The sequence below is a fragment of the Allorhizobium pseudoryzae genome, from assembly GCF_011046245.1.
Taxonomy (GTDB): domain Bacteria; phylum Pseudomonadota; class Alphaproteobacteria; order Rhizobiales; family Rhizobiaceae; genus Neorhizobium; species Neorhizobium pseudoryzae.
Map to the genome: position 1 here is coordinate 89,033 of NZ_CP049243.1, position 16,323 is coordinate 105,355.

Sequence of the window (16,323 nt, forward strand, 5' to 3'; positions counted from 1 at the left end):
GGTGCGTACAAGACGTCTGTACGCATCACATTCGATAAGGGTTACTTATCGATGGTTAGCGATGCGCTGGTGCAATCTATGCAGTGGCGAACCCAAACGCCAAGATAGATTTCCTTTAGCAAATCGTTTACCATGATTTCAATGACTTACGATCTCGCGAAAATCAGCATGACAGCCCTGCTGCGGCCGGCGTTCGACGCCGGCATCGCGCTCACCCGTCTCGACGAGCGCATCGCCCGCTCACCGGTCGGCGAGGGCTTCCTCGAGCGCATGCACTATGCCGACGCCTGCGCCTCCCTGTGGATCGACGGCGAGCTCGTCCATCTCGAACACCTCGTCCTCCACGACGCATTTCGCGATACCCGCACCCCGACCCACGAACTGACCATCGCCCGCGACGTTTTGCGAACCCGTCGGCGCATTTGTGGCCAGTTACCGGATTGGGCGTTGTCGGCCGACGGCATTAGGACGCTGCGAAAGACAGCAGAAATCACGGCGGCTGACACGGAAGAGAAGCAGACGATCGGTGCCATCCGGAGTGCGGTCGCAAGTGATCCGGAAGGGGAGGGGGGTGATGATGATGTGGACAATCTACCCGGTCTTGATTATGCCGCCATCGATGCGCTGCTGGTCCGATCCGAAGCGGCGATTGAACAAGCAAGAAAGCCCGGTCGGGCTTTGGCCGATACTCGCGAACGAGACCCTCTCGTCTACGATCTCGACTGGGACGAGGAGGCACGGCTCGACGAATGGCGTGGCGTGCTGCGCCAGGCCGAACAACTGCCCGCGGTGCTGCAGGCGATTGTCGCCCTCGACGCCTGGAACGAGATTTCCGTGCTGCAGCACGCGCCCTGGCTCGGCCGGCTTTTTTGCGCGTCGATCCTGCGACAGGCGGGCATCACGTCAGGGGCCCATCTCGCTCCGATCAATCTCGGCCTGAAAACTATTCCTGTCGATCTGCGCCGGCATCGCGATCGTGAAACCCGGCTGCTGGCCATCGCCCATGGGCTTTTGGCAACCGCCGAGATCGGCATGAAAGAGCATGACCGACTGGCGCTGGTGCGCACGCTGATGGAGCGGAAGCTGGAGGGGCGGCGGACGTCTTCGAAATTGCCGGAGCTGGTCGAGCTGGTCATGGCAAAACCATTGGTGTCGGCCGGGATGGTCGCGAAAACGCTCGAGGTGACGCCGCAGGCGGCGCGGCGGATTGTTTTGGAGCTGGGGTTGAGGGAGATGACGGGAAGGGGGAGGTTTCGAGCTTGGGGGACAATCTGAGACCGGATTATTCGCTTCCATTTCCGGCGTTTGCTCGCGAGTTGATAGTAAACCTTAGTAGGAGATGTATTGCTCGCTGATATACGTTGTTGAGGATTCTACTCGGGTTGCTCAGATGGCGATCACGGATCAACGTTTTGGCTTTACGGCTGAATAGGATATTGATGTCGCTGAGCTGAGAGCCTCAGTTGTGTGCCAATCATGCCGCTTGGATGGATTGCGGGATCAGCCCTCAGTTGCGCCACATAAATCTATGTGCTACACCACATTAAATTGTGGGTGGCTTGCGCTGATGCCTTACACGGAATTCCTTGAAGAGCTCGGGAAGGCTGGGTTAAGCGTTCGAGCGTTTGCCGAACTCATAGGGATGAACCCGAACTCGATTTCAAACTATGCACGTTCTGGCGAAATCCCCTCCCATCTTGCTCTTATCGCTGTTCTCATTGTCGGCATCTCGGCACTGGGCGGCGACTATAAGAAAATCATGTCGCGTGTCGAGGTTGCCCACAAAAAGCCTCGTGGGGGTGGAAGGCCAGGGCACTTCGGCGGTGACCGGCAAGCGGATCTGGACCTTGAGAGATGACCGATATCCTGATCCATCCGGCCGCGAGGTCTCTTGATGGTTGACATTACGGAGATCGTCCGAGACTTTGGAGCGGATCCGGACAGTTTTCGTCTCCTTGATGAGGATGGACCTGACCTTCTGCCCTATGCGACACTGGTTGCCTCTCGGCGGCGGCAGGACGGCCCTCTCGCAAAGGTCGCCGCGGTATATGAGTGGCAAGGCGCGCCGCTCATGTTTCTTGTCAATGTCGATGACCTGGACGGGGATGCTGATCTTCAAAAGATCCGGCGACTTCTCGCTATGCGGGGCGATGCGCCGTATGTTGGTGTTGTCAGTCCGGGACGATTGGATGTTTTTAGAGTTGCCCTTGACAGGAAACGATTATCAGAAGCCCGCGTCAAAAACGAGGGTGCCATTGCAGATCGCGCAACCACATTTGCGCGACTTGCGAACGCAAGACCTAAGGCCGCTGTCAGTCGCCACAACTGGATCTCCAATGTCGTCCTGAGTTTGTTAACCGGGTCTATCACAAAGTTGGTCAGCCTGTCCGGAATCGGTGACGACGACGGGATTTCGCTTGTCGGACGGGCCCTTTTTACGCGGTTTCTTGCCGATCGCGGCTTACTTCCTCCCGCGATGATCGAAATTCATTCGGGTGCGACCCTCTTCGATAACCGCGTAGTGGCAAAACAGACCTCTGAATGGCTGGACAAGACCTTCAACGGCGATCTTCTGCCTTTGAGCGAAGGCATATGGGAAATACTGCCTGACCAGGCGTATCAAGTGCTCGGCGATATACTGCGGCGCGCTCCAGATGGGCAGCTCTATCTCGGATGGCAGGAAAAATGGGATCATCTGGATTTTGCTCACATTCCGGTTGGAGTTTTGAGCCAAGCCTACGAGCTTCATCTACGTCGACACGCACCCCTTCAGCAGAGGCGCGAGGGCGGTTACTACACACCGCGGCCTATCGCCGATCTTCTCGTCCGTGCGTCGTTGAAGGCGCACGGTCGCAACGGATTTGCGCACAATGCGCGCATTCTCGACCCGGCCGCGGGTGCGGGCGTCTTTCTACTGACCGCGTTCCGTGAACTCGTCGCCGAGACATGGCGATATGAGGGTGTTCGTCCGCGGACGACGAAACTCAGGGAGATTCTATATGACCAGATCTCGGGCTTTGATATCAACGAAGCGGCATTGCGCTTTGCGGCTCTCGGTCTTTATCTCCTTTCGATTGAGCTCGATCCTGAGCCACGCCCTGTCAATAAGCTTCGCTTCAAGAATCTTCGTGGTCGCGTGCTCCACATGGTCGGCTCACGGGACGAAAAAGAAGGGGCGGTGCTCGGTAGTCTTGGCCCCGCAGTCTCTGATGAACATAATGGTCAATACGACGTGGTTATCGGCAATCCACCCTGGGCAAGCGGGACCGGCCTGGCTGACTGGGATCTGGTGCAGAGCAAAATTGGTGCGATAGCCAGGGAGAGGGAGATCTCGATCGCAGCCCCACCCCTGCCAAACGAGGGTCTCGACCTGCCGTTCGTTTGGCGTGCTATGGAGTGGGCCAAGCCCGGCGGACAAATTGCATTTGCACTGCATGCGCGGCTGCTGTTTCAGCAGGGCGACGGCATGCCCGATGCGCGCCAGGCACTGTTCGAGGCACTAGACGTCACCTCGGTGATTAATGGCGTCGATCTACGTCAGACGAAGGTCTGGCCAGAAATTTCCGCACCATTTTGCCTTCTGCTGGCAACGAACAGGAAGCCTGGCGCGACGGCGGGCTTCCGTTTGATTAGCCCAAAGTTAGAAGAGACGTTGAACGATGCCGGCTCGATGCGGGTTGATGCACTGAATGCAGAGATAATAGCGGCGCATTCGTTTTCTCGGACACCTGAAATCTTGAAGATATTGTACCGAGGCACGAGAGCGGATTTGGGTCTTGTCGAGCGCATCCGCGCAAAGGGGTTCCCGACTTTGGAGGCGTTCTGGCGGGAAGCTATTGGCTCGGAACGAGGACACCTGCTAGGCAGCGGTAACGGTTATCAAAAATTAAGGAAGAGCAGCCGCATACGGAAAAATGGCGATCGGAGGCCGGGTGTCGATGCGCGATATTTGAACGGCTTGCCGGAACTTGCGAGCGGAGCGCTGTCATCAGTCTTAATTGAGACCGACGGACTCGCCCGCTTCAACGATGAGCGAATTCATGATCCAAGATCGTCAGATATTTTCCAAGGCCCGATCGCGATCGTCCATCAGTCTCCTCCGTCGATCTCCGGCCGCATAGGGGTTGCTGTCTCTGACAAGCCGGTCGTTTTCAACGAGAGCTTCTATGGTTACAGCCCCGGAAGTCTTGAAGGCTCCGATCAATTTGTTCGCTATCTTGCAATCGTTTTTGGAAGCAAGCTTGCGACTTGGATCGCGCTCGTCACAAGCGGAAAATTTGGGTTCGAACGCGAGGTAATAGAAAAATCGACGCTCGACAGAATTCCCATTCCAGATTTCCGGTCGCTCAGTCCTCACCAGAAGAGTGAGGTGATGGATCTGTTCAAAGATCTTTCGCACGGTAACGCTAGCTGGGAAGAGGCCGATAACTGGGTGGCGAGACTATACGGTCTTGGCCGGCAAGACCTGCAGGTTATCTCCGACACGCTGCGTTATGGTCTGCCGTTCAGCGAGAACAAGCGATTGGCGCAAAGCAAACCCGTTCACGAGGAGCAGTCCGAGTTTTGTGACTGGTTGTCTGAAGAACTCTCTCCTTGGTGCGAGCGCTACAAATCACAGATCGTTGTTCTGCCGATTCGACTCCCAAAAGCGTCACCTTGGCTAGCGCTCGAAATCCGTGTTTCGGCTGATACTCAGAGGCGGACGCCCGATGGCGAATTGGGAGGCCTACTCGCTGCTGCTGATCGATTGGCAGCGACTGAGATGATCGTGCACGTCGGGAGCTACGGCTTGCTGATCTGCAGACTGGCGCAAATGCGTTATTGGAGCGCGACGCAAGCACGCCTTCTCGCACAACGCATCATCTGGGAGCACTCAGATGTTCTGAAAGGTAAAAGTCGCGCATGAAGGGGAGCTCTATTCATCCGCGGCCCGATCAAATCGCCGAACTGACTCGCAATATAACCCTTCCATTGCCAGCGTTGGATACTGACCACCTGGAGATCATCTCAGAGAAGCTAGTCGAAGCCTTCGACGCAATTAGCCTAGTGCACAGGGGCACGGTTCAAGGGGGAAGCGAAGCCGAGGTAACTGCGATGCTCGTATCCCGCCTAAATTCAATGCTCGATGAAGACCGTCTTCTGTCGCAGCTAATGATTTGTGCTACACGAGGAACTGAAAGCCTGAGTTTCGACGGCTCCCACCTTGAGAAGCGGCCAGACATCTCAATTCAGCTTACAAACCGCGCGCGCGGCTTTCCTTTGATCGCAGAAGCAAAACTTATCGATGTGGGAAAAGACGCGAAATTGTATTGCGACAACGGCGTAAGACGTTTTGTCGAGGGCGAATATGCTTGGGGCAGCCGCGAGGCTCTTATGATCGCATACGTGCGCGACAAATCAACGATCACGGGAAACCTAACGCCCTACCTCAACGCTGTAGCTGGCCAAACCCCGCCGGGTTATCTTGTCGAAGAATTGGGAGCCGCGTACGGGACATCGGGCGCGGACATTGCTCTTAGCACGCATGGGCGAAACTTCCTTTACCCTCATGCTGGACCACCACCGGTGGGGCCTGGCTCAATCGTTCTTTGGCATGTCTGGCTCACCTGAGTATGTCAAGCTCGGCACACAATGTTCAATTCGTCCGGTGTCATAAGCAGATTACTGAATTAGGTCTTGCGTCACATCAAAATGCGCAGATTAATGGGTATCGCAAGCAATCATTGGCGGCTCTTCGACAAACGGTACTACGCTCAGGACGGTTGGTGAGCTCCTCGCCGCTGCACTATTGTCTTACTCAGTATCCGTCTGTTGATTCTCTGCTTCCAGCGAAGCTGTGCTTCTGAGAGCTTCCGTTGCAGTTTCGTCTGCTTTAGAAAACGGTATTCCTTTTCGCCGTAGAGATAGCCCATTCGATAGGCGTGCTCGATAAGATCGTCGTTGGCATTGGCAGAGGGATCGGCCTGAATGCGTTTCAGCCCTTCGAAGAGATTACCGGTGTCGATCCCGACAAAACGGTTGATGCAGACATTACCAACGTAGGTCGTGGCACCATTGTGGCGGTTGCGAATATAGCAGTGTTCGAGAATGTTTTGGCCACAAGGGCACTGATCAAGCTCCTCGCTGATCTCGACTCCGACCAGATCCCACTCAAGGCGTGCAGTCTCGAATACCCTGGACTGTGACAAAGGAACAATGTGGGCTTTCAGCCGCTCGAAGTTATGGCCTTCCATTGCGCCTACTCCCTGCGGAAGCGTTCCTGTTGCGCACGCCAGCGGTCACGCGTCGTCAAATCCTCGTTCTCTTCCTCGTCTTCATCGGCCTTTTCATGCCAGAGCATGATGAGTGCAAAACCGTTTTGCTGGAGGCAAACCTGTTCGCTGATGTTCGGCGCCGGCGTAGCTCGAGGTATATCGATCCAGATATCGGGAAGTTGGTTATCGACCTCGCTTGGAATGCCGATCTGCAGGCCTCGCCTGTAGAAAAGTGAACCTTGGGGAACCGCCCCGTCTCGACGAGCGGCGACGAAGGGAAAGCGTTTTCGATCGTGATAAACGCGGACCACCTTTCCGTCTTTTACAACAATAAAGGCGAGAGCTTCCGGATGATAAGTGGCGTAGGCTCTCGCCATCGCCTCCTTGCTGACGCCGAAATGGCGAGCAAGTTCGAACACTTGTTCCAGGCTGGGCAACGGACGCTTCTTGAACGCATCGCGCAATCTTGGCGGGGGCATCAAGATCAGTGACGAGAACCGATTGGCCTCAACCTCCATCCTTGCGCGGCGGTCACCCTCCTTTGCGTATAAGGTTCGGAGGTCAGCTTTCGAGCAAAGGAACTGACCGCTCTTATCAGGGACATGATTGGCGATGAGGAAGTGTCCGAGCTCGTGTCCGATCGTGAATCGGCGACGGGCTTCGCTGACGCCCTTCTTCACCAGGATGACACCACGGCTACGATTCGTGTCCGTGATCAGCCCGCCTTCAAAACCTTCGGTTCTTAATTCCGCGATTTCTTCAATTTCGAGCTGGAGGGCGAGCTCCTCAATTGGAACCGGGAGGGGTAGGTTAGGCTCATGCTTCAGGATCAGGCTGACCAGCCCCTCTGGCGATCCGGTATCTGCCAGGTCCATCCGCAGGACGTCCATTCATTTCCCCTTCGGTTTAAGCCTGTCCATGAGTACCTGGATCGTCTCCCGATCTTCGGGGCTAAGGGACTTCAGATCCCTGTACATGGCAACGAGGCCGGGCTCTTCATCTTCTCCTTGCGGATTTTCTCCAACGAGATCGGCGATGGCAACACGAAAATGCGTGGCGAGCTTTGTTAGAAGTTCGATCGATGGATTCGTGCTGCGGCCCGTCTCCAGATCATAAATATGTGTCTTCGAGGCTCCGATCGCGTCTGCAACGTCTTGCAGCGACTGGCGGTTTTTTCCTCTGAGTTCTTTGAGCTTGGCAGCCAAAGACATTGTCATGATGCTCCGTTGAATCACTGAAGGCGCGTACGCTTCCGCGTCGCGCCGTTCGGTTAATCTGTACGAATTAATAGCACAGAGATTGACGAGCGCAAGCGTTCGATATATCTGTACAAAAAGATAGTCTTCGTTCTTACGAACCCACGCACCATAGGAGGCGTGCATGTATCACGATCAGCGGCTCGTCATGCGGGACGGAATGCTCATCGGCGCGCTTGAGCGGATGTGTGCGACGCTCGAGATTTCCCCGAGCCAGGCCGGGCTTGCCAAGGAGCGCTATGAGGGCGTTGGCGAATGGTTGGCTGACTCAGACGATCCCCTGCTCAAGCTGATGGGGATCTTTCTGCAAGGATCAACCGCGATCGGGACGACGGTCAAGCCGATCGGAAGCAATGAGCACGACGTTGACCTTGTTGCGCACGCGCCTGATCTCGGCGAGTGGGTCGAGCCGGCAGCATTGAAGAAGGCAATCGGCGATCGGTTGAAGGCAAACGGCCACTATAAGCCGCTTCTCGTGGAGATGGCACGGTGCTGGCGGCTCGTATACGCGAACGAGTTTCATATGGACATCACGCCATCCATTCCGAATAGGTCCTGCAATCTGGGTGGCGAACTGGTTCCTGACCGTGCCCTCAAGATGTGGAAGCCGTCCAACCCGAAGGGCTATAAGGCGTTGTTTCTTGAGCGTGTGAAGCTCGCGCCCCGCTTTCGCGTGATCAAGAGCCTCCACACCCAGGACAGTGCCCGCGCAGACATCGAACCCTATCCCGATCAGGTCAGGTTCAAGGGTCTGCTACAGCGGGTGGTGCAGATTTTGAAGCGTCATCGTGATGTCTTCATTTCCGTTCACGAAATCGATCCGGCTATGTCGCCGATTTCAGTCCTGGTGACGACGTTGGCGTCTCAAAGCTATGAATACTGCGTCAAGACGTTCGTCTATGATACGGAGCTTGACCTGCTGTTCGACGTGATCCGCCACATGCCGGATTTCATCGAAGCGCGCGCGGCAAATGGCAAGACGCATTGGTTCGTCTGGAACGAGACGACCCAGGGCGAGAATTTCGCAGAGAAATGGAATAGTGACCCTAAGCGCGCCGAAGTCTTCTTCACCTGGCACGCTCGGGCGTTGAGCGACATCAGCCGACTGAAGGAAGCGGAGGGCATCGACGGTCTCAAGCGATATCTCGGCGATGCATTCGGCGCTGGTCCGGCCAAGGCGGTGGTCGATGCCATCACGGATGATATCTCGGCTTCCCGGCGGGCCGGAACTCTCGGTGTAGCGCCTCGTGTCGGGCTCGTTACCGGGCTTGCTGCAGCCAGCACAACGCCGGTGCGCGCCAATACGTTTTTCGGGCGATAGTTCATGCGCTATTCCGATCCCAAGCCGTTAACCGCCGCGCAGCAGTTTCTTCTTCTGCAAAGGAATCCGGTTTCAAAAGGAAGTGGTGAGCTTGGGGCAGGGTGCTTCAGGTGGTGCTATAAGGCGTCGCCAACTCCGCTGTCGCGGATCTATGACGCGCGCCTGGAGTTCGCGCCCAATAGATCGCCGAGGGTCTTTATCGACAGTCCCGATCTGACGCTGTTGTCGGGGGGCGATGATCTCCCGCACGTATACGACCAGAAGCCAACGCGTCTTTGTCTTTATCTGCCGCGCACCTATGAGTGGCTGCCATGGATGCGGCTCGACCTGACCCTCGTTCCGTGGACGTCGCTTTGGTTGTTTTATTTTGAGGATTGGCTGACGGAACGGGAATGGCGGGGAGGAGGTGAGCACCCCGAGCCCCGTGACGTTGCGCAGCGCATAAGTCGAAGTCGCTTGCAGCGGCGGCATTCACCCAGGCAGAGGATTGAATAGATGGCGAAGTCGAAGATCCCTGAAAAGATCCAGCGCGCCCTCTGGGCTCGTGCCGCCGGACGCTGCCAGTATGGCGGTTGCAATTGCGAACTCATCGGCGACCTACTTTTGGGCAAAGAAGATAAGATGTTTGGGTTTGTGGCGCATATTGTCGCCGACTCTCCCGGAGGTGCTCGAGGCCATGAGACCCGCTCGGGTCTGCTGGCTAAAGATATCTCCAATCTGATGCTGCTTTGCGCCAAGTGTCATCGACTGATTGATGACGAGGCCCCAGACGATCATTCGGAAGAGCTTCTTCTGCAGATGAAGGAGAACCATGAGCGAAGGGTGCGGTTGGCAAGCGGGATCCAGGAGGACCGCGCGTCGCACGTCATCCGCTTCGGTGCCAATATCGGTAAGAACGAAGCCCTCGTTGCCAGGGAAGATATCTTTGCATCGATGCTGCCAGACCGCTCTCCCGCATCGTTCGAAACCATTGACCTCGAAATGTTGGGTCTTTCGCTTGATGACGGGCATTCGGATTTTTGGCAGATCCAGCAGACTAATCTCCAGCGCCAGTTCGCCGACAGGATCAGGGGCCGGATTGAGCGCCAGCAGATAACCCACGCAAGCGTGTTCGCGCTCGCGCCTCAGCCGCTGCTGATCGAGCTCGGGCGCCAGCTTTGCGACATTCTGCCAGCCAACGTCCATCAGCGGCATCGCGAACCGTCAACCTGGAAATGGCGGAACGACTCGCCGCCAATCGAGTATCGCACAACGATGCCGACGACGATCTATCCGAAGGTGGCGCTCATTCTCGGCATCGGCGCGTCAATCGCGGAGGAGAGGATCACTTCCGTTCTTGGCCAGGAGACGGCCGTTTGGTCCATAACAGCTTCGTCGCCGCACAATGACATTATGCGCAACCAGGCTGATCTCGCCCGTTTCAGGCAGGAGCTTCGCAAACTGTTCGATCGGATAAAGGCGATGCACGGTGAGGGCGCCACGATCAACGTGTTTCCAGCTCTACCGGTTTCTGCAGCAGTGGAGGTCGGAAGGCTTTGGATGCCGAAGGCGGATTTGCCCCTGCAAATATTTGACCAGAATCGCGTGTTGGGCGGTTTCGCGCCGGCCCTTCGCATTGCGTGAGAGGCAGGCATCTGGAGTGGTTAGACGGCTGGATAAGCGGTACGCATTCTCGGCAGAACATGGAACGTTGATTACAGGGAGGACATGATGACGAAGAGGGCCGTTCTACTATTCGGAGCAGGAGCGTCGGTCGAATACGAGGCGCCATCTACCGCGGCGATCACTGCCGAAATAGAAGCGCAGGTTATGGCGGACGAGTGGATGAAGGCATCCGGAGGAGACAAAGCATACCAGCTTGTCAAGGGCCGTCTGCAAACCTATCTGCAGAGTCCGGATGATGTAAATTTTGAACAAATCTACCACTGCGCACACGAACTTAGCTATATGTTCCCCCACTCCGCCGGCGCGATGAACGAGTTTCGTCCGCTTCTTCCCGCTTTTACGGCGCTAAAGGAACCCCTCGATGAACGGGCTCTTCGGGCGCTTTGCGGCAAGATTACCGACGTCATCTATAGTCGGTTTTCCGCCGCTTGCGACGGTAATCCTCTCGCGTTAGACCCCCTGTCGAAGTTTGTCGAGAAAATCCGCCGGACGCATGTGACGCGGATTTACACCACCAATTACGATGACTTCATTCTGCAGGCGGCGCCGGATCTTTACACCGGGTTCCCCAATGTTCCCGCGCCCGGCCCACAGCAGTTCGAGCTACGGAAATTCTGGGACAGGCTCGATGACGCTAGCGTGTTCTTCCTGCATGGTTCCGTCCACCTCGGCTTCCCGCATCCAATGCCCGAGGAGAGCGAGATCGGGGACCTCTACTGGTTTCATTCACGCGCCGAGGCTCGCAAGCATGCGCGTTTCGACGGCAGTGACGTTTCCCGCATGGATGGGACACAAGTCATGCGGACCTCGGTAGTGACCGGGCTCGACAAGCTTTCCCGACTGCAGCAGCGCCCGATGTCACACTTTTATGCTTCGCTCGCGAGCGATCTCATGAGAGCAGATGTTATATACGTAATCGGCTCAGGCCTCACCGACCTTCACCTGAACAGTTGGCTTCGTGAAGCCCGTTCGCTCAATCCGGCTACACCCTTGCTGTTCGTCGATTACTGGAACGGTCACTTCCTGGAAGCGACAGCCTTCGATTATCATCGTAAGGAGATCCTTCTGTTTCACGAGCTACGTGTTCATGCGAAGGGGCCTTACGGTGGCAAGCGGCTGGGCGACCACTGGACGCTTTCACCGGATGGAACGTCGGCAATTTGGGACAACGGTTTCCAAGGTTTTTTGGCTGCGGAGGACGAACTTAACGATGTTCTCCTCCGACTTAAATTTGATCATTAGATCGGGAACGTGGGGGCTACCTGACAGTTTAAGCGACACTAGCGGTTGTGAGTTCAATAGACGGACGTTTCTGCTTCTTAAACTAGAAATGCCCAGCGGCCAGCCGCCTGCACCAGATCTTCAGCCACCGCCAAGTTCGTTATAGGCGAGAGCTGATACACGCGAACAAAGTCAGTGCGCAAGGCCGAAGGTCGGCGGGCTGCACTTTATCGCCCCTTCTTTGAATCCGATCGCTCGAATGCAATATTCGAGGTGGATGCATCTAGAGTATCTGATAGTATCAAAGGCTACTGTAAATTCATATTCTATGGGGCTCGATCAGTCGCGCGGGGGTAGGATGGCAATAGATTCACTGGCAAAAGTGCCGCTACTTTACCACTTTACTGATCGGCGCAATCTTCCGGTCATAAAAGAGATGGGCGGCCTTTTTCCTCTTGCACAGCTGGATCAAAAGCAGGTCAAGGTACCGGCACCGGGCGGCAACGAGTGGAGCAGGGATGCGGACGCCTTGAAGGGTATGGGCAACTATGTCCACCTGTGCTTCCGCAACAATCACCCGATGGAGTTTGTAGCGCGTCAAGACGGCCGGATAACCGACACTATATTTCTGCAGATCCATCCGTCAGTTATGCAATTTGACGGTGTGCGCTTCACCAACGACGTAGCAAACAAGGCGGGTGTTGAGTCAGTTCCAATCGCCAACGCTGATGCCCTAATTGACTTCGAAGTTTTGTACACTAGGACAGATTGGAGAGATCCGGCGATAAAAACTCGCCTTTCTAATGCGGAAAAATATGAGGTGCTTGTGCCACATATCATACCGTTAGCCTACATAAGGAATATCTGACATGGCGGAGAGACCAATCTTTATTCCTGTGCCCGAAACAGAAGGTTACGTTAGGCGGGTCGATCTTGAGATCCCTTGGGCGGGCGGATTCGCTGAAGTTCAGAAAAAGAAGAACATAAGATCGCTCCACGAAGCCGCGAGTAAGGTGGGTTACGCTCCAATTCTTGAAGTCTCCAGCAAGTCAGATGAGATCGCCGGGCGACATCTAAGTGCATTTCACCTTAGAGTGACGCTGGGGAACAGAGACATGCCGCTCGAAAACGCCTTTCAAGGCAGTAAGGTGTTTGAGCGCGGCGGACCTTATACCGATCTCTTCACAGTCGAGCCGAGGGAGGCCAAACGAGACCCTCGTCTTCGTAATTCCGGCGCCTTGCGGGGGTTTGAGTTCGACAGTTTCGAATTCCCTTTGAAACCGACAACCGTGTTCTATGACTGGCTCTATCTCAATGCCATTTTTCCACATCGCAAGTGGCTTAAAAACCGTGTGGATGGCGAGAAGCGCTACGACGGTTTTTCGGACATTGAATTCAATCCGAGCAAATCGATCAATTGCCAGGCAAAATCCTGCGCGTTGTTCGTGTCGTTGATGCGCGAAGAGAAACTCGAAGAGTATCTGAAGACGCCGTCCGATTTCATCGCTGCGATGGCAGCTAACAATGCGCCGGCACGCCAGCCACATAACCGCGAACCGCGTTTTCACGTGGGCTAAGGTTCACTGAACGAGTTTCAAAGCCGATGTCGCTTTATCCCAATGATGGCTTCCTGATCGCTAACGTTGCTTCCGACAGCGTTGAGTAGTCGCCGACTGTGTACTTCGGGTCGTCCAATTCGGGTGCGATCATAGCAGTCGCGAAGATGATCTGATGGTCAACGTTACACCCGTCTGAATCTTCGACAATGATCCGTTGAAAATTATGGCTACGGATCTGCTCCATCCCTTTGTCCTCGATGGTGTCCAAGATGCAGAAACGCGGATGCCGGAATTCTTTGTCCTTGGTGGCTGCCCAGAGAAAACCGACGAAAAAGGCGGTCTTGAGCACGACACGCGAGCTTGCAGAGAAGTATCCCTGTCCATCGACTGTGATGCTGTTGGCGCCAAAGTCGAACTCAACGTGCTTCGCTGAAATGAAGGCGTCCTGCCTCGGCAAATCTCGATGGAGAAGCCTGACTACTTCTTGATCGATAGCCGCGTAGGCCTTCTGCAGGCGTTTGGATTGCCCTGCCCTCAAAAGATCGTTGCGGTTCCTAAGTCTCGTAATTTCGGTATTGAGCTTTTCTTTCGCGTCCGTCAGCTGCTGAATTTCCGTCGCGATTGCCAGTTTATGATCGAGATCCTCAAGTTGCCGCTCTACGTACCCTGCATCGCGACCGAGTTGACGCAACACTCCCCTCAGAGCTGTCGACGGAAGCCGTTGAAGCTCCGAAAGGCGGCGGGAAGCATGCAGCCACTCGGCTTCTAAAGCGTTGAGCTGCGCAGTTTGTTTTTCAAGCTCACTAATCCGTCGTTGTTGAAGAAGCTGCGACTGCTTCAACTGGCGGCCGGTTTCGTTCAAGAGCGCAACAATTCGCGTGTGGGCAGGCCCTTCGTTCAAATCGGCCTTGCATAGGTGGCAATGATTTGGTTCGCCCGCGGCTTCTACAGCCGAGTAGCATGACGGGCAGGTTCTGAACTGAATATCGCCGAGACTCTTGGCAACAGTTTCAGAGTCTGAAAGGGCGTCGAGTTTCCTTTGAAGACTCGAAATGAAAAGGTCGGAATCAGCGATTGAAAACGAGGTCGCATCCCGCGTCTCTCTCGCTGCCGCAATCTGCTGCTGCAGCCTCTGCACAGTATCGTAAGCTTGCTGCTGCGCGGTGAGCGTCAGCTCGTCCTGTGCCGTTGACTGATAAAGCTGACGTTCCGCATCCTCGATCTGGCCTTGAACGCTTTCGAGTTTTTGCTTCAGGACGGTTTTTTCCGCTTGAATCCAATCAAGTGTATGCGCCTGATCCGTGCGGCCGAGAACGGCAAACAGGCTCTTCAGCTGAGCGCTTGTTTGATCGAAGTTTCGCACCAGGGTCTTTAAGCGAACGTCATTATTATAGACTTCGCTGTTGTATGCGCCGCAGAGAAGACGTCCTACCGTATCACGGAGCGTCGGAGGATCGAACGGTTCAAACTTAAATAGCTGTTCAACAGGGCTTAATTGATCAGCATAGAGCAGCCGCAGAATTTGGTGAATTGTGAGATTGCCGGTCTGATCGCTTGTCACCTCGGGGATATCGAGGAGGCGAAATAGCGCTTCAGAGAAGCTCTCCATTGTCTCGGATCGACGATAGGAATAACGGCTCCAATCTGTGATCGGAGCTCGTAAAGATTGCGCGTAGTCGCCCGAGTAGATTTCCATAGGCCGGCCGGCGCTCTCGGATATCTCTCTCCGCAAAGTGGCTACCATGCCATTGAAAGTAGCCTCGACCAGTACATGAGTGCACAAGAGCGCTATGTCGCTCCAGTCGGTCAGCTCCCCACCGAGGCCATAAAACAGCATGTTCAGGATTGTCGATTTTCCCGACGAATTATCGCCGCGAAGAATGTTGACCCCAGAATGGAAACGACCGTCGTAGACGGTGATATCGTTCCGCATAACGACAAGACGTTTGATTTTAAGGGTAGGATTATACTGCATCATAGCGATGCTCCATAAGACCGGAACGGTGCTTTAGGCCGTTCTCGCCGCCTAAGTCGTATTCTCGAGCGAGCGTGGCCAATAAATCCATCAAATCCTGCTGAATAGTGTTGGCCGCGACTATTTTCTCAGCCAGGATGTCCGGCATCCAGCGCTCCGTAGGCTTGACCCATCCAGCGTCATACTCACTGCCGTCGATAAAACCTTTCGCAGCCAGGCTTTGATATGCGGCGTCCGAAATCGGAGCCATCCGTTTGATCAACTGGCCGCTCTCAGGTTGCTCGGCGTAAGGCTTCTGTGCGGCATATCGCTTGCCAAGGGCCCGAAAGCGACGGTGCTCAGGCTTCAAGCGAAGATCGGGAAGCTTGAACGGGAAAACCAAGAAAAAATCTAGTATTCGGACGTGGTCGCGTTCGAGCCTGCCGACAGTCTCAATAATGGGCATGAGACGAAGCGCGCGAAACATCGTGTGGTACGGGTCGAGCGCTGGTTCGAAAGAAAGCTGAACCATCAGTGCCACCTTACAAAGCACTGCTCGGCGAGCCAATAGACCATGCCCATAGCTACGTTATGGTTGACATCCAAAGGACCAATGCCGCATTCGGCGACAATGGGCTCCACGATCTTAGCGCTTATTAGATGGTTAATTTGGAGAGCGTCGCAATAGGTGACCTGAGGGTGAACGGCAAAATTGAATTCGTGTTCGACTTTGGCTAATAGGTAAGCGAAGATCTTTTGGGCAGATTCATAGAGCGAATATTTGTCGAGGAGTTTCACGAATAACTCCTTCTTCTCGTACGCGATATAGATTTCCCCGCTACGACCGGCGTGGTTAAGCTTGGCTTCTAAGCCTGCAATCCCATCAGGAGCTATCTGCTTGAAATAGAATTGCAAACTGTCGATGATGCCCTTCACCTCTTGCTTCGTCTCAATCTCTTTGGCGAGCCCGAGCATCAGGGCCTCAATTCTCGACGCCACGACTGGGTAGTTGTAGTGGATAGTCTTATTTCCAGCGACGATATCACCGCCGGCAGAAGCGTTTGACTGCGTTACGACTGCTGGTAGCACGTTA

The 16,323-nt window shown here is 55.1% G+C and carries 16 protein-coding genes; 10 read left to right on the forward strand and 6 right to left on the reverse strand.

Annotated features, from left to right (window positions below; translation table 11 throughout):
• Window positions 1-132: 132 nt before the first annotated feature.
• The 4 genes from G6N78_RS18665 to G6N78_RS18680 all read left to right on the forward strand — a co-directional run bounded on the left by G6N78_RS18665 (window position 133) and on the right by G6N78_RS18680 (window position 5,610).
• Window positions 133-1,275 carry an RHE_PE00001 family protein gene (locus tag G6N78_RS18665; RefSeq protein ID WP_165222332.1) on the forward strand — a complete coding sequence of 381 codons (1,143 nt, stop codon included), beginning with the start codon at window positions 133-135 and terminating at the stop codon, window positions 1,273-1,275.
• Between the two features lie 292 nt (window positions 1,276-1,567).
• Complete coding sequence (locus G6N78_RS18670) at window positions 1,568-1,858, forward strand: XRE family transcriptional regulator (protein WP_165222335.1); 291 nt, start codon at window positions 1,568-1,570, stop codon at window positions 1,856-1,858.
• A 36-nt stretch (window positions 1,859-1,894) separates the two neighbouring features.
• Window positions 1,895-4,906: an HsdM family class I SAM-dependent methyltransferase gene (locus tag G6N78_RS18675; protein ID WP_165222338.1), complete on the forward strand. Its 3,012-nt coding sequence runs from the start codon at window positions 1,895-1,897 to the stop codon at window positions 4,904-4,906.
• Window positions 4,903-5,610: a hypothetical protein gene (locus G6N78_RS18680; protein ID WP_234905990.1), complete on the forward strand. Its 708-nt coding sequence runs from the start codon at window positions 4,903-4,905 to the stop codon at window positions 5,608-5,610. The genes G6N78_RS18675 and G6N78_RS18680 overlap by 4 nt, the downstream gene beginning before the upstream one ends.
• Before the next feature lie 143 nt (window positions 5,611-5,753).
• Here the strand turns inward: G6N78_RS18680 and G6N78_RS18685 are convergent, their stop codons facing one another.
• Genes G6N78_RS18685 through G6N78_RS18695 form a run of 3 tightly spaced genes read right to left on the reverse strand, consistent with a single transcriptional unit; the run spans window position 5,754 to window position 7,636 of the window.
• Window positions 5,754-6,233 (reverse strand): hypothetical protein, encoded by a 480-nt coding sequence (locus G6N78_RS18685; RefSeq protein ID WP_165222341.1) that lies wholly within the window; start codon window positions 6,231-6,233, stop codon window positions 5,754-5,756.
• A 5-nt stretch (window positions 6,234-6,238) separates the two neighbouring features.
• Window positions 6,239-7,144, reverse strand: a complete 906-nt coding sequence (locus G6N78_RS18690; protein WP_165222344.1) for an ImmA/IrrE family metallo-endopeptidase — start codon at window positions 7,142-7,144, stop codon at window positions 6,239-6,241.
• Complete coding sequence (locus G6N78_RS18695) at window positions 7,145-7,636, reverse strand: helix-turn-helix transcriptional regulator (RefSeq protein WP_234905991.1); 492 nt, start codon at window positions 7,634-7,636, stop codon at window positions 7,145-7,147. It abuts the gene before it with no gap.
• On the opposite strand from G6N78_RS18695, the gene G6N78_RS18700 reads away from it, so the two are divergent.
• From G6N78_RS18700 to G6N78_RS18725, 6 genes are all read left to right on the forward strand, one after another.
• Complete coding sequence (locus G6N78_RS18700) at window positions 7,635-8,831, forward strand: nucleotidyltransferase domain-containing protein (RefSeq protein ID WP_165222346.1); 1,197 nt, start codon at window positions 7,635-7,637, stop codon at window positions 8,829-8,831. The genes G6N78_RS18695 and G6N78_RS18700 overlap by 2 nt on opposite strands.
• A 3-nt stretch (window positions 8,832-8,834) precedes the next feature.
• Window positions 8,835-9,326, forward strand: coding sequence for a type II CBASS E2 protein (locus G6N78_RS18705; protein WP_165222348.1), 492 nt, complete (start codon window positions 8,835-8,837; stop codon window positions 9,324-9,326).
• A complete protein-coding gene (locus tag G6N78_RS18710) occupies window positions 9,327-10,454 on the forward strand; it encodes an HNH endonuclease (protein WP_165222349.1) in 1,128 nt (375 codons plus the stop codon). It abuts the gene before it with no gap.
• 87 nt (window positions 10,455-10,541) lie between these two features.
• Window positions 10,542-11,738: an SIR2 family protein gene (locus G6N78_RS18715; RefSeq protein ID WP_165222350.1), complete on the forward strand. Its 1,197-nt coding sequence runs from the start codon at window positions 10,542-10,544 to the stop codon at window positions 11,736-11,738.
• A gap of 337 nt (window positions 11,739-12,075) precedes the next feature.
• Complete coding sequence (locus G6N78_RS18720; RefSeq protein ID WP_165222352.1) at window positions 12,076-12,585, forward strand: DarT ssDNA thymidine ADP-ribosyltransferase family protein; 510 nt, start codon at window positions 12,076-12,078, stop codon at window positions 12,583-12,585.
• Between the two features lies 1 nt (window position 12,586).
• On the forward strand, window positions 12,587-13,294 hold the full coding sequence (locus G6N78_RS18725; protein ID WP_165222353.1) for a DarT1-associated NADAR antitoxin family protein: 708 nt from the start codon (window positions 12,587-12,589) through the stop codon (window positions 13,292-13,294).
• Between the two features lie 34 nt (window positions 13,295-13,328).
• Here the strand turns inward: G6N78_RS18725 and G6N78_RS18730 are convergent, their stop codons facing one another.
• From G6N78_RS18730 to G6N78_RS18740, 3 genes are read right to left on the reverse strand one after another with little or no spacing between them, the layout of a single operon-like run.
• Complete coding sequence (locus tag G6N78_RS18730) at window positions 13,329-15,254, reverse strand: AAA family ATPase (protein WP_165222354.1); 1,926 nt, start codon at window positions 15,252-15,254, stop codon at window positions 13,329-13,331.
• Entirely contained in the window at window positions 15,241-15,762 is a 522-nt protein-coding gene (locus G6N78_RS18735) for an ABC-three component system middle component 5 (protein WP_165222355.1), read from the reverse strand. Before G6N78_RS18735 ends, G6N78_RS18730 begins: the two co-directional genes overlap by 14 nt.
• The gene (locus tag G6N78_RS18740; RefSeq protein WP_165222357.1) at window positions 15,762-16,319 is read right to left on the reverse strand and encodes an ABC-three component system protein; all 558 of its coding nucleotides are present in this window, start codon (window positions 16,317-16,319) and stop codon (window positions 15,762-15,764) included. The genes G6N78_RS18735 and G6N78_RS18740 overlap by 1 nt, the downstream gene beginning before the upstream one ends.
• Window positions 16,320-16,323: the final 4 nt, after the last annotated feature.

Coding starts and splice junctions, on each gene's coding strand:
- G6N78_RS18665 (WP_165222332.1), top strand. CDS start 133: ATGATTTCAATGACTTACGATCTCGCGAAAATCAGCATGACAGCCCTG.
- G6N78_RS18670 (WP_165222335.1), top strand. CDS start 1,568: ATGCCTTACACGGAATTCCTTGAAGAGCTCGGGAAGGCTGGGTTAAGC.
- G6N78_RS18675 (WP_165222338.1), top strand. CDS start 1,895: ATGGTTGACATTACGGAGATCGTCCGAGACTTTGGAGCGGATCCGGAC.
- G6N78_RS18680 (WP_234905990.1), top strand. CDS start 4,903: ATGAAGGGGAGCTCTATTCATCCGCGGCCCGATCAAATCGCCGAACTG.
- G6N78_RS18685 (WP_165222341.1), bottom strand. CDS start 6,233: ATGGAAGGCCATAACTTCGAGCGGCTGAAAGCCCACATTGTTCCTTTG.
- G6N78_RS18690 (WP_165222344.1), bottom strand. CDS start 7,144: ATGGACGTCCTGCGGATGGACCTGGCAGATACCGGATCGCCAGAGGGG.
- G6N78_RS18700 (WP_165222346.1), top strand. CDS start 7,635: ATGTATCACGATCAGCGGCTCGTCATGCGGGACGGAATGCTCATCGGC.
- G6N78_RS18695 (WP_234905991.1), bottom strand. CDS start 7,636: ATGCACGCCTCCTATGGTGCGTGGGTTCGTAAGAACGAAGACTATCTT.
- G6N78_RS18705 (WP_165222348.1), top strand. CDS start 8,835: ATGCGCTATTCCGATCCCAAGCCGTTAACCGCCGCGCAGCAGTTTCTT.
- G6N78_RS18710 (WP_165222349.1), top strand. CDS start 9,327: ATGGCGAAGTCGAAGATCCCTGAAAAGATCCAGCGCGCCCTCTGGGCT.
- G6N78_RS18715 (WP_165222350.1), top strand. CDS start 10,542: ATGACGAAGAGGGCCGTTCTACTATTCGGAGCAGGAGCGTCGGTCGAA.
- G6N78_RS18720 (WP_165222352.1), top strand. CDS start 12,076: ATGGCAATAGATTCACTGGCAAAAGTGCCGCTACTTTACCACTTTACT.
- G6N78_RS18725 (WP_165222353.1), top strand. CDS start 12,587: ATGGCGGAGAGACCAATCTTTATTCCTGTGCCCGAAACAGAAGGTTAC.
- G6N78_RS18730 (WP_165222354.1), bottom strand. CDS start 15,254: ATGATGCAGTATAATCCTACCCTTAAAATCAAACGTCTTGTCGTTATG.
- G6N78_RS18735 (WP_165222355.1), bottom strand. CDS start 15,762: ATGGTTCAGCTTTCTTTCGAACCAGCGCTCGACCCGTACCACACGATG.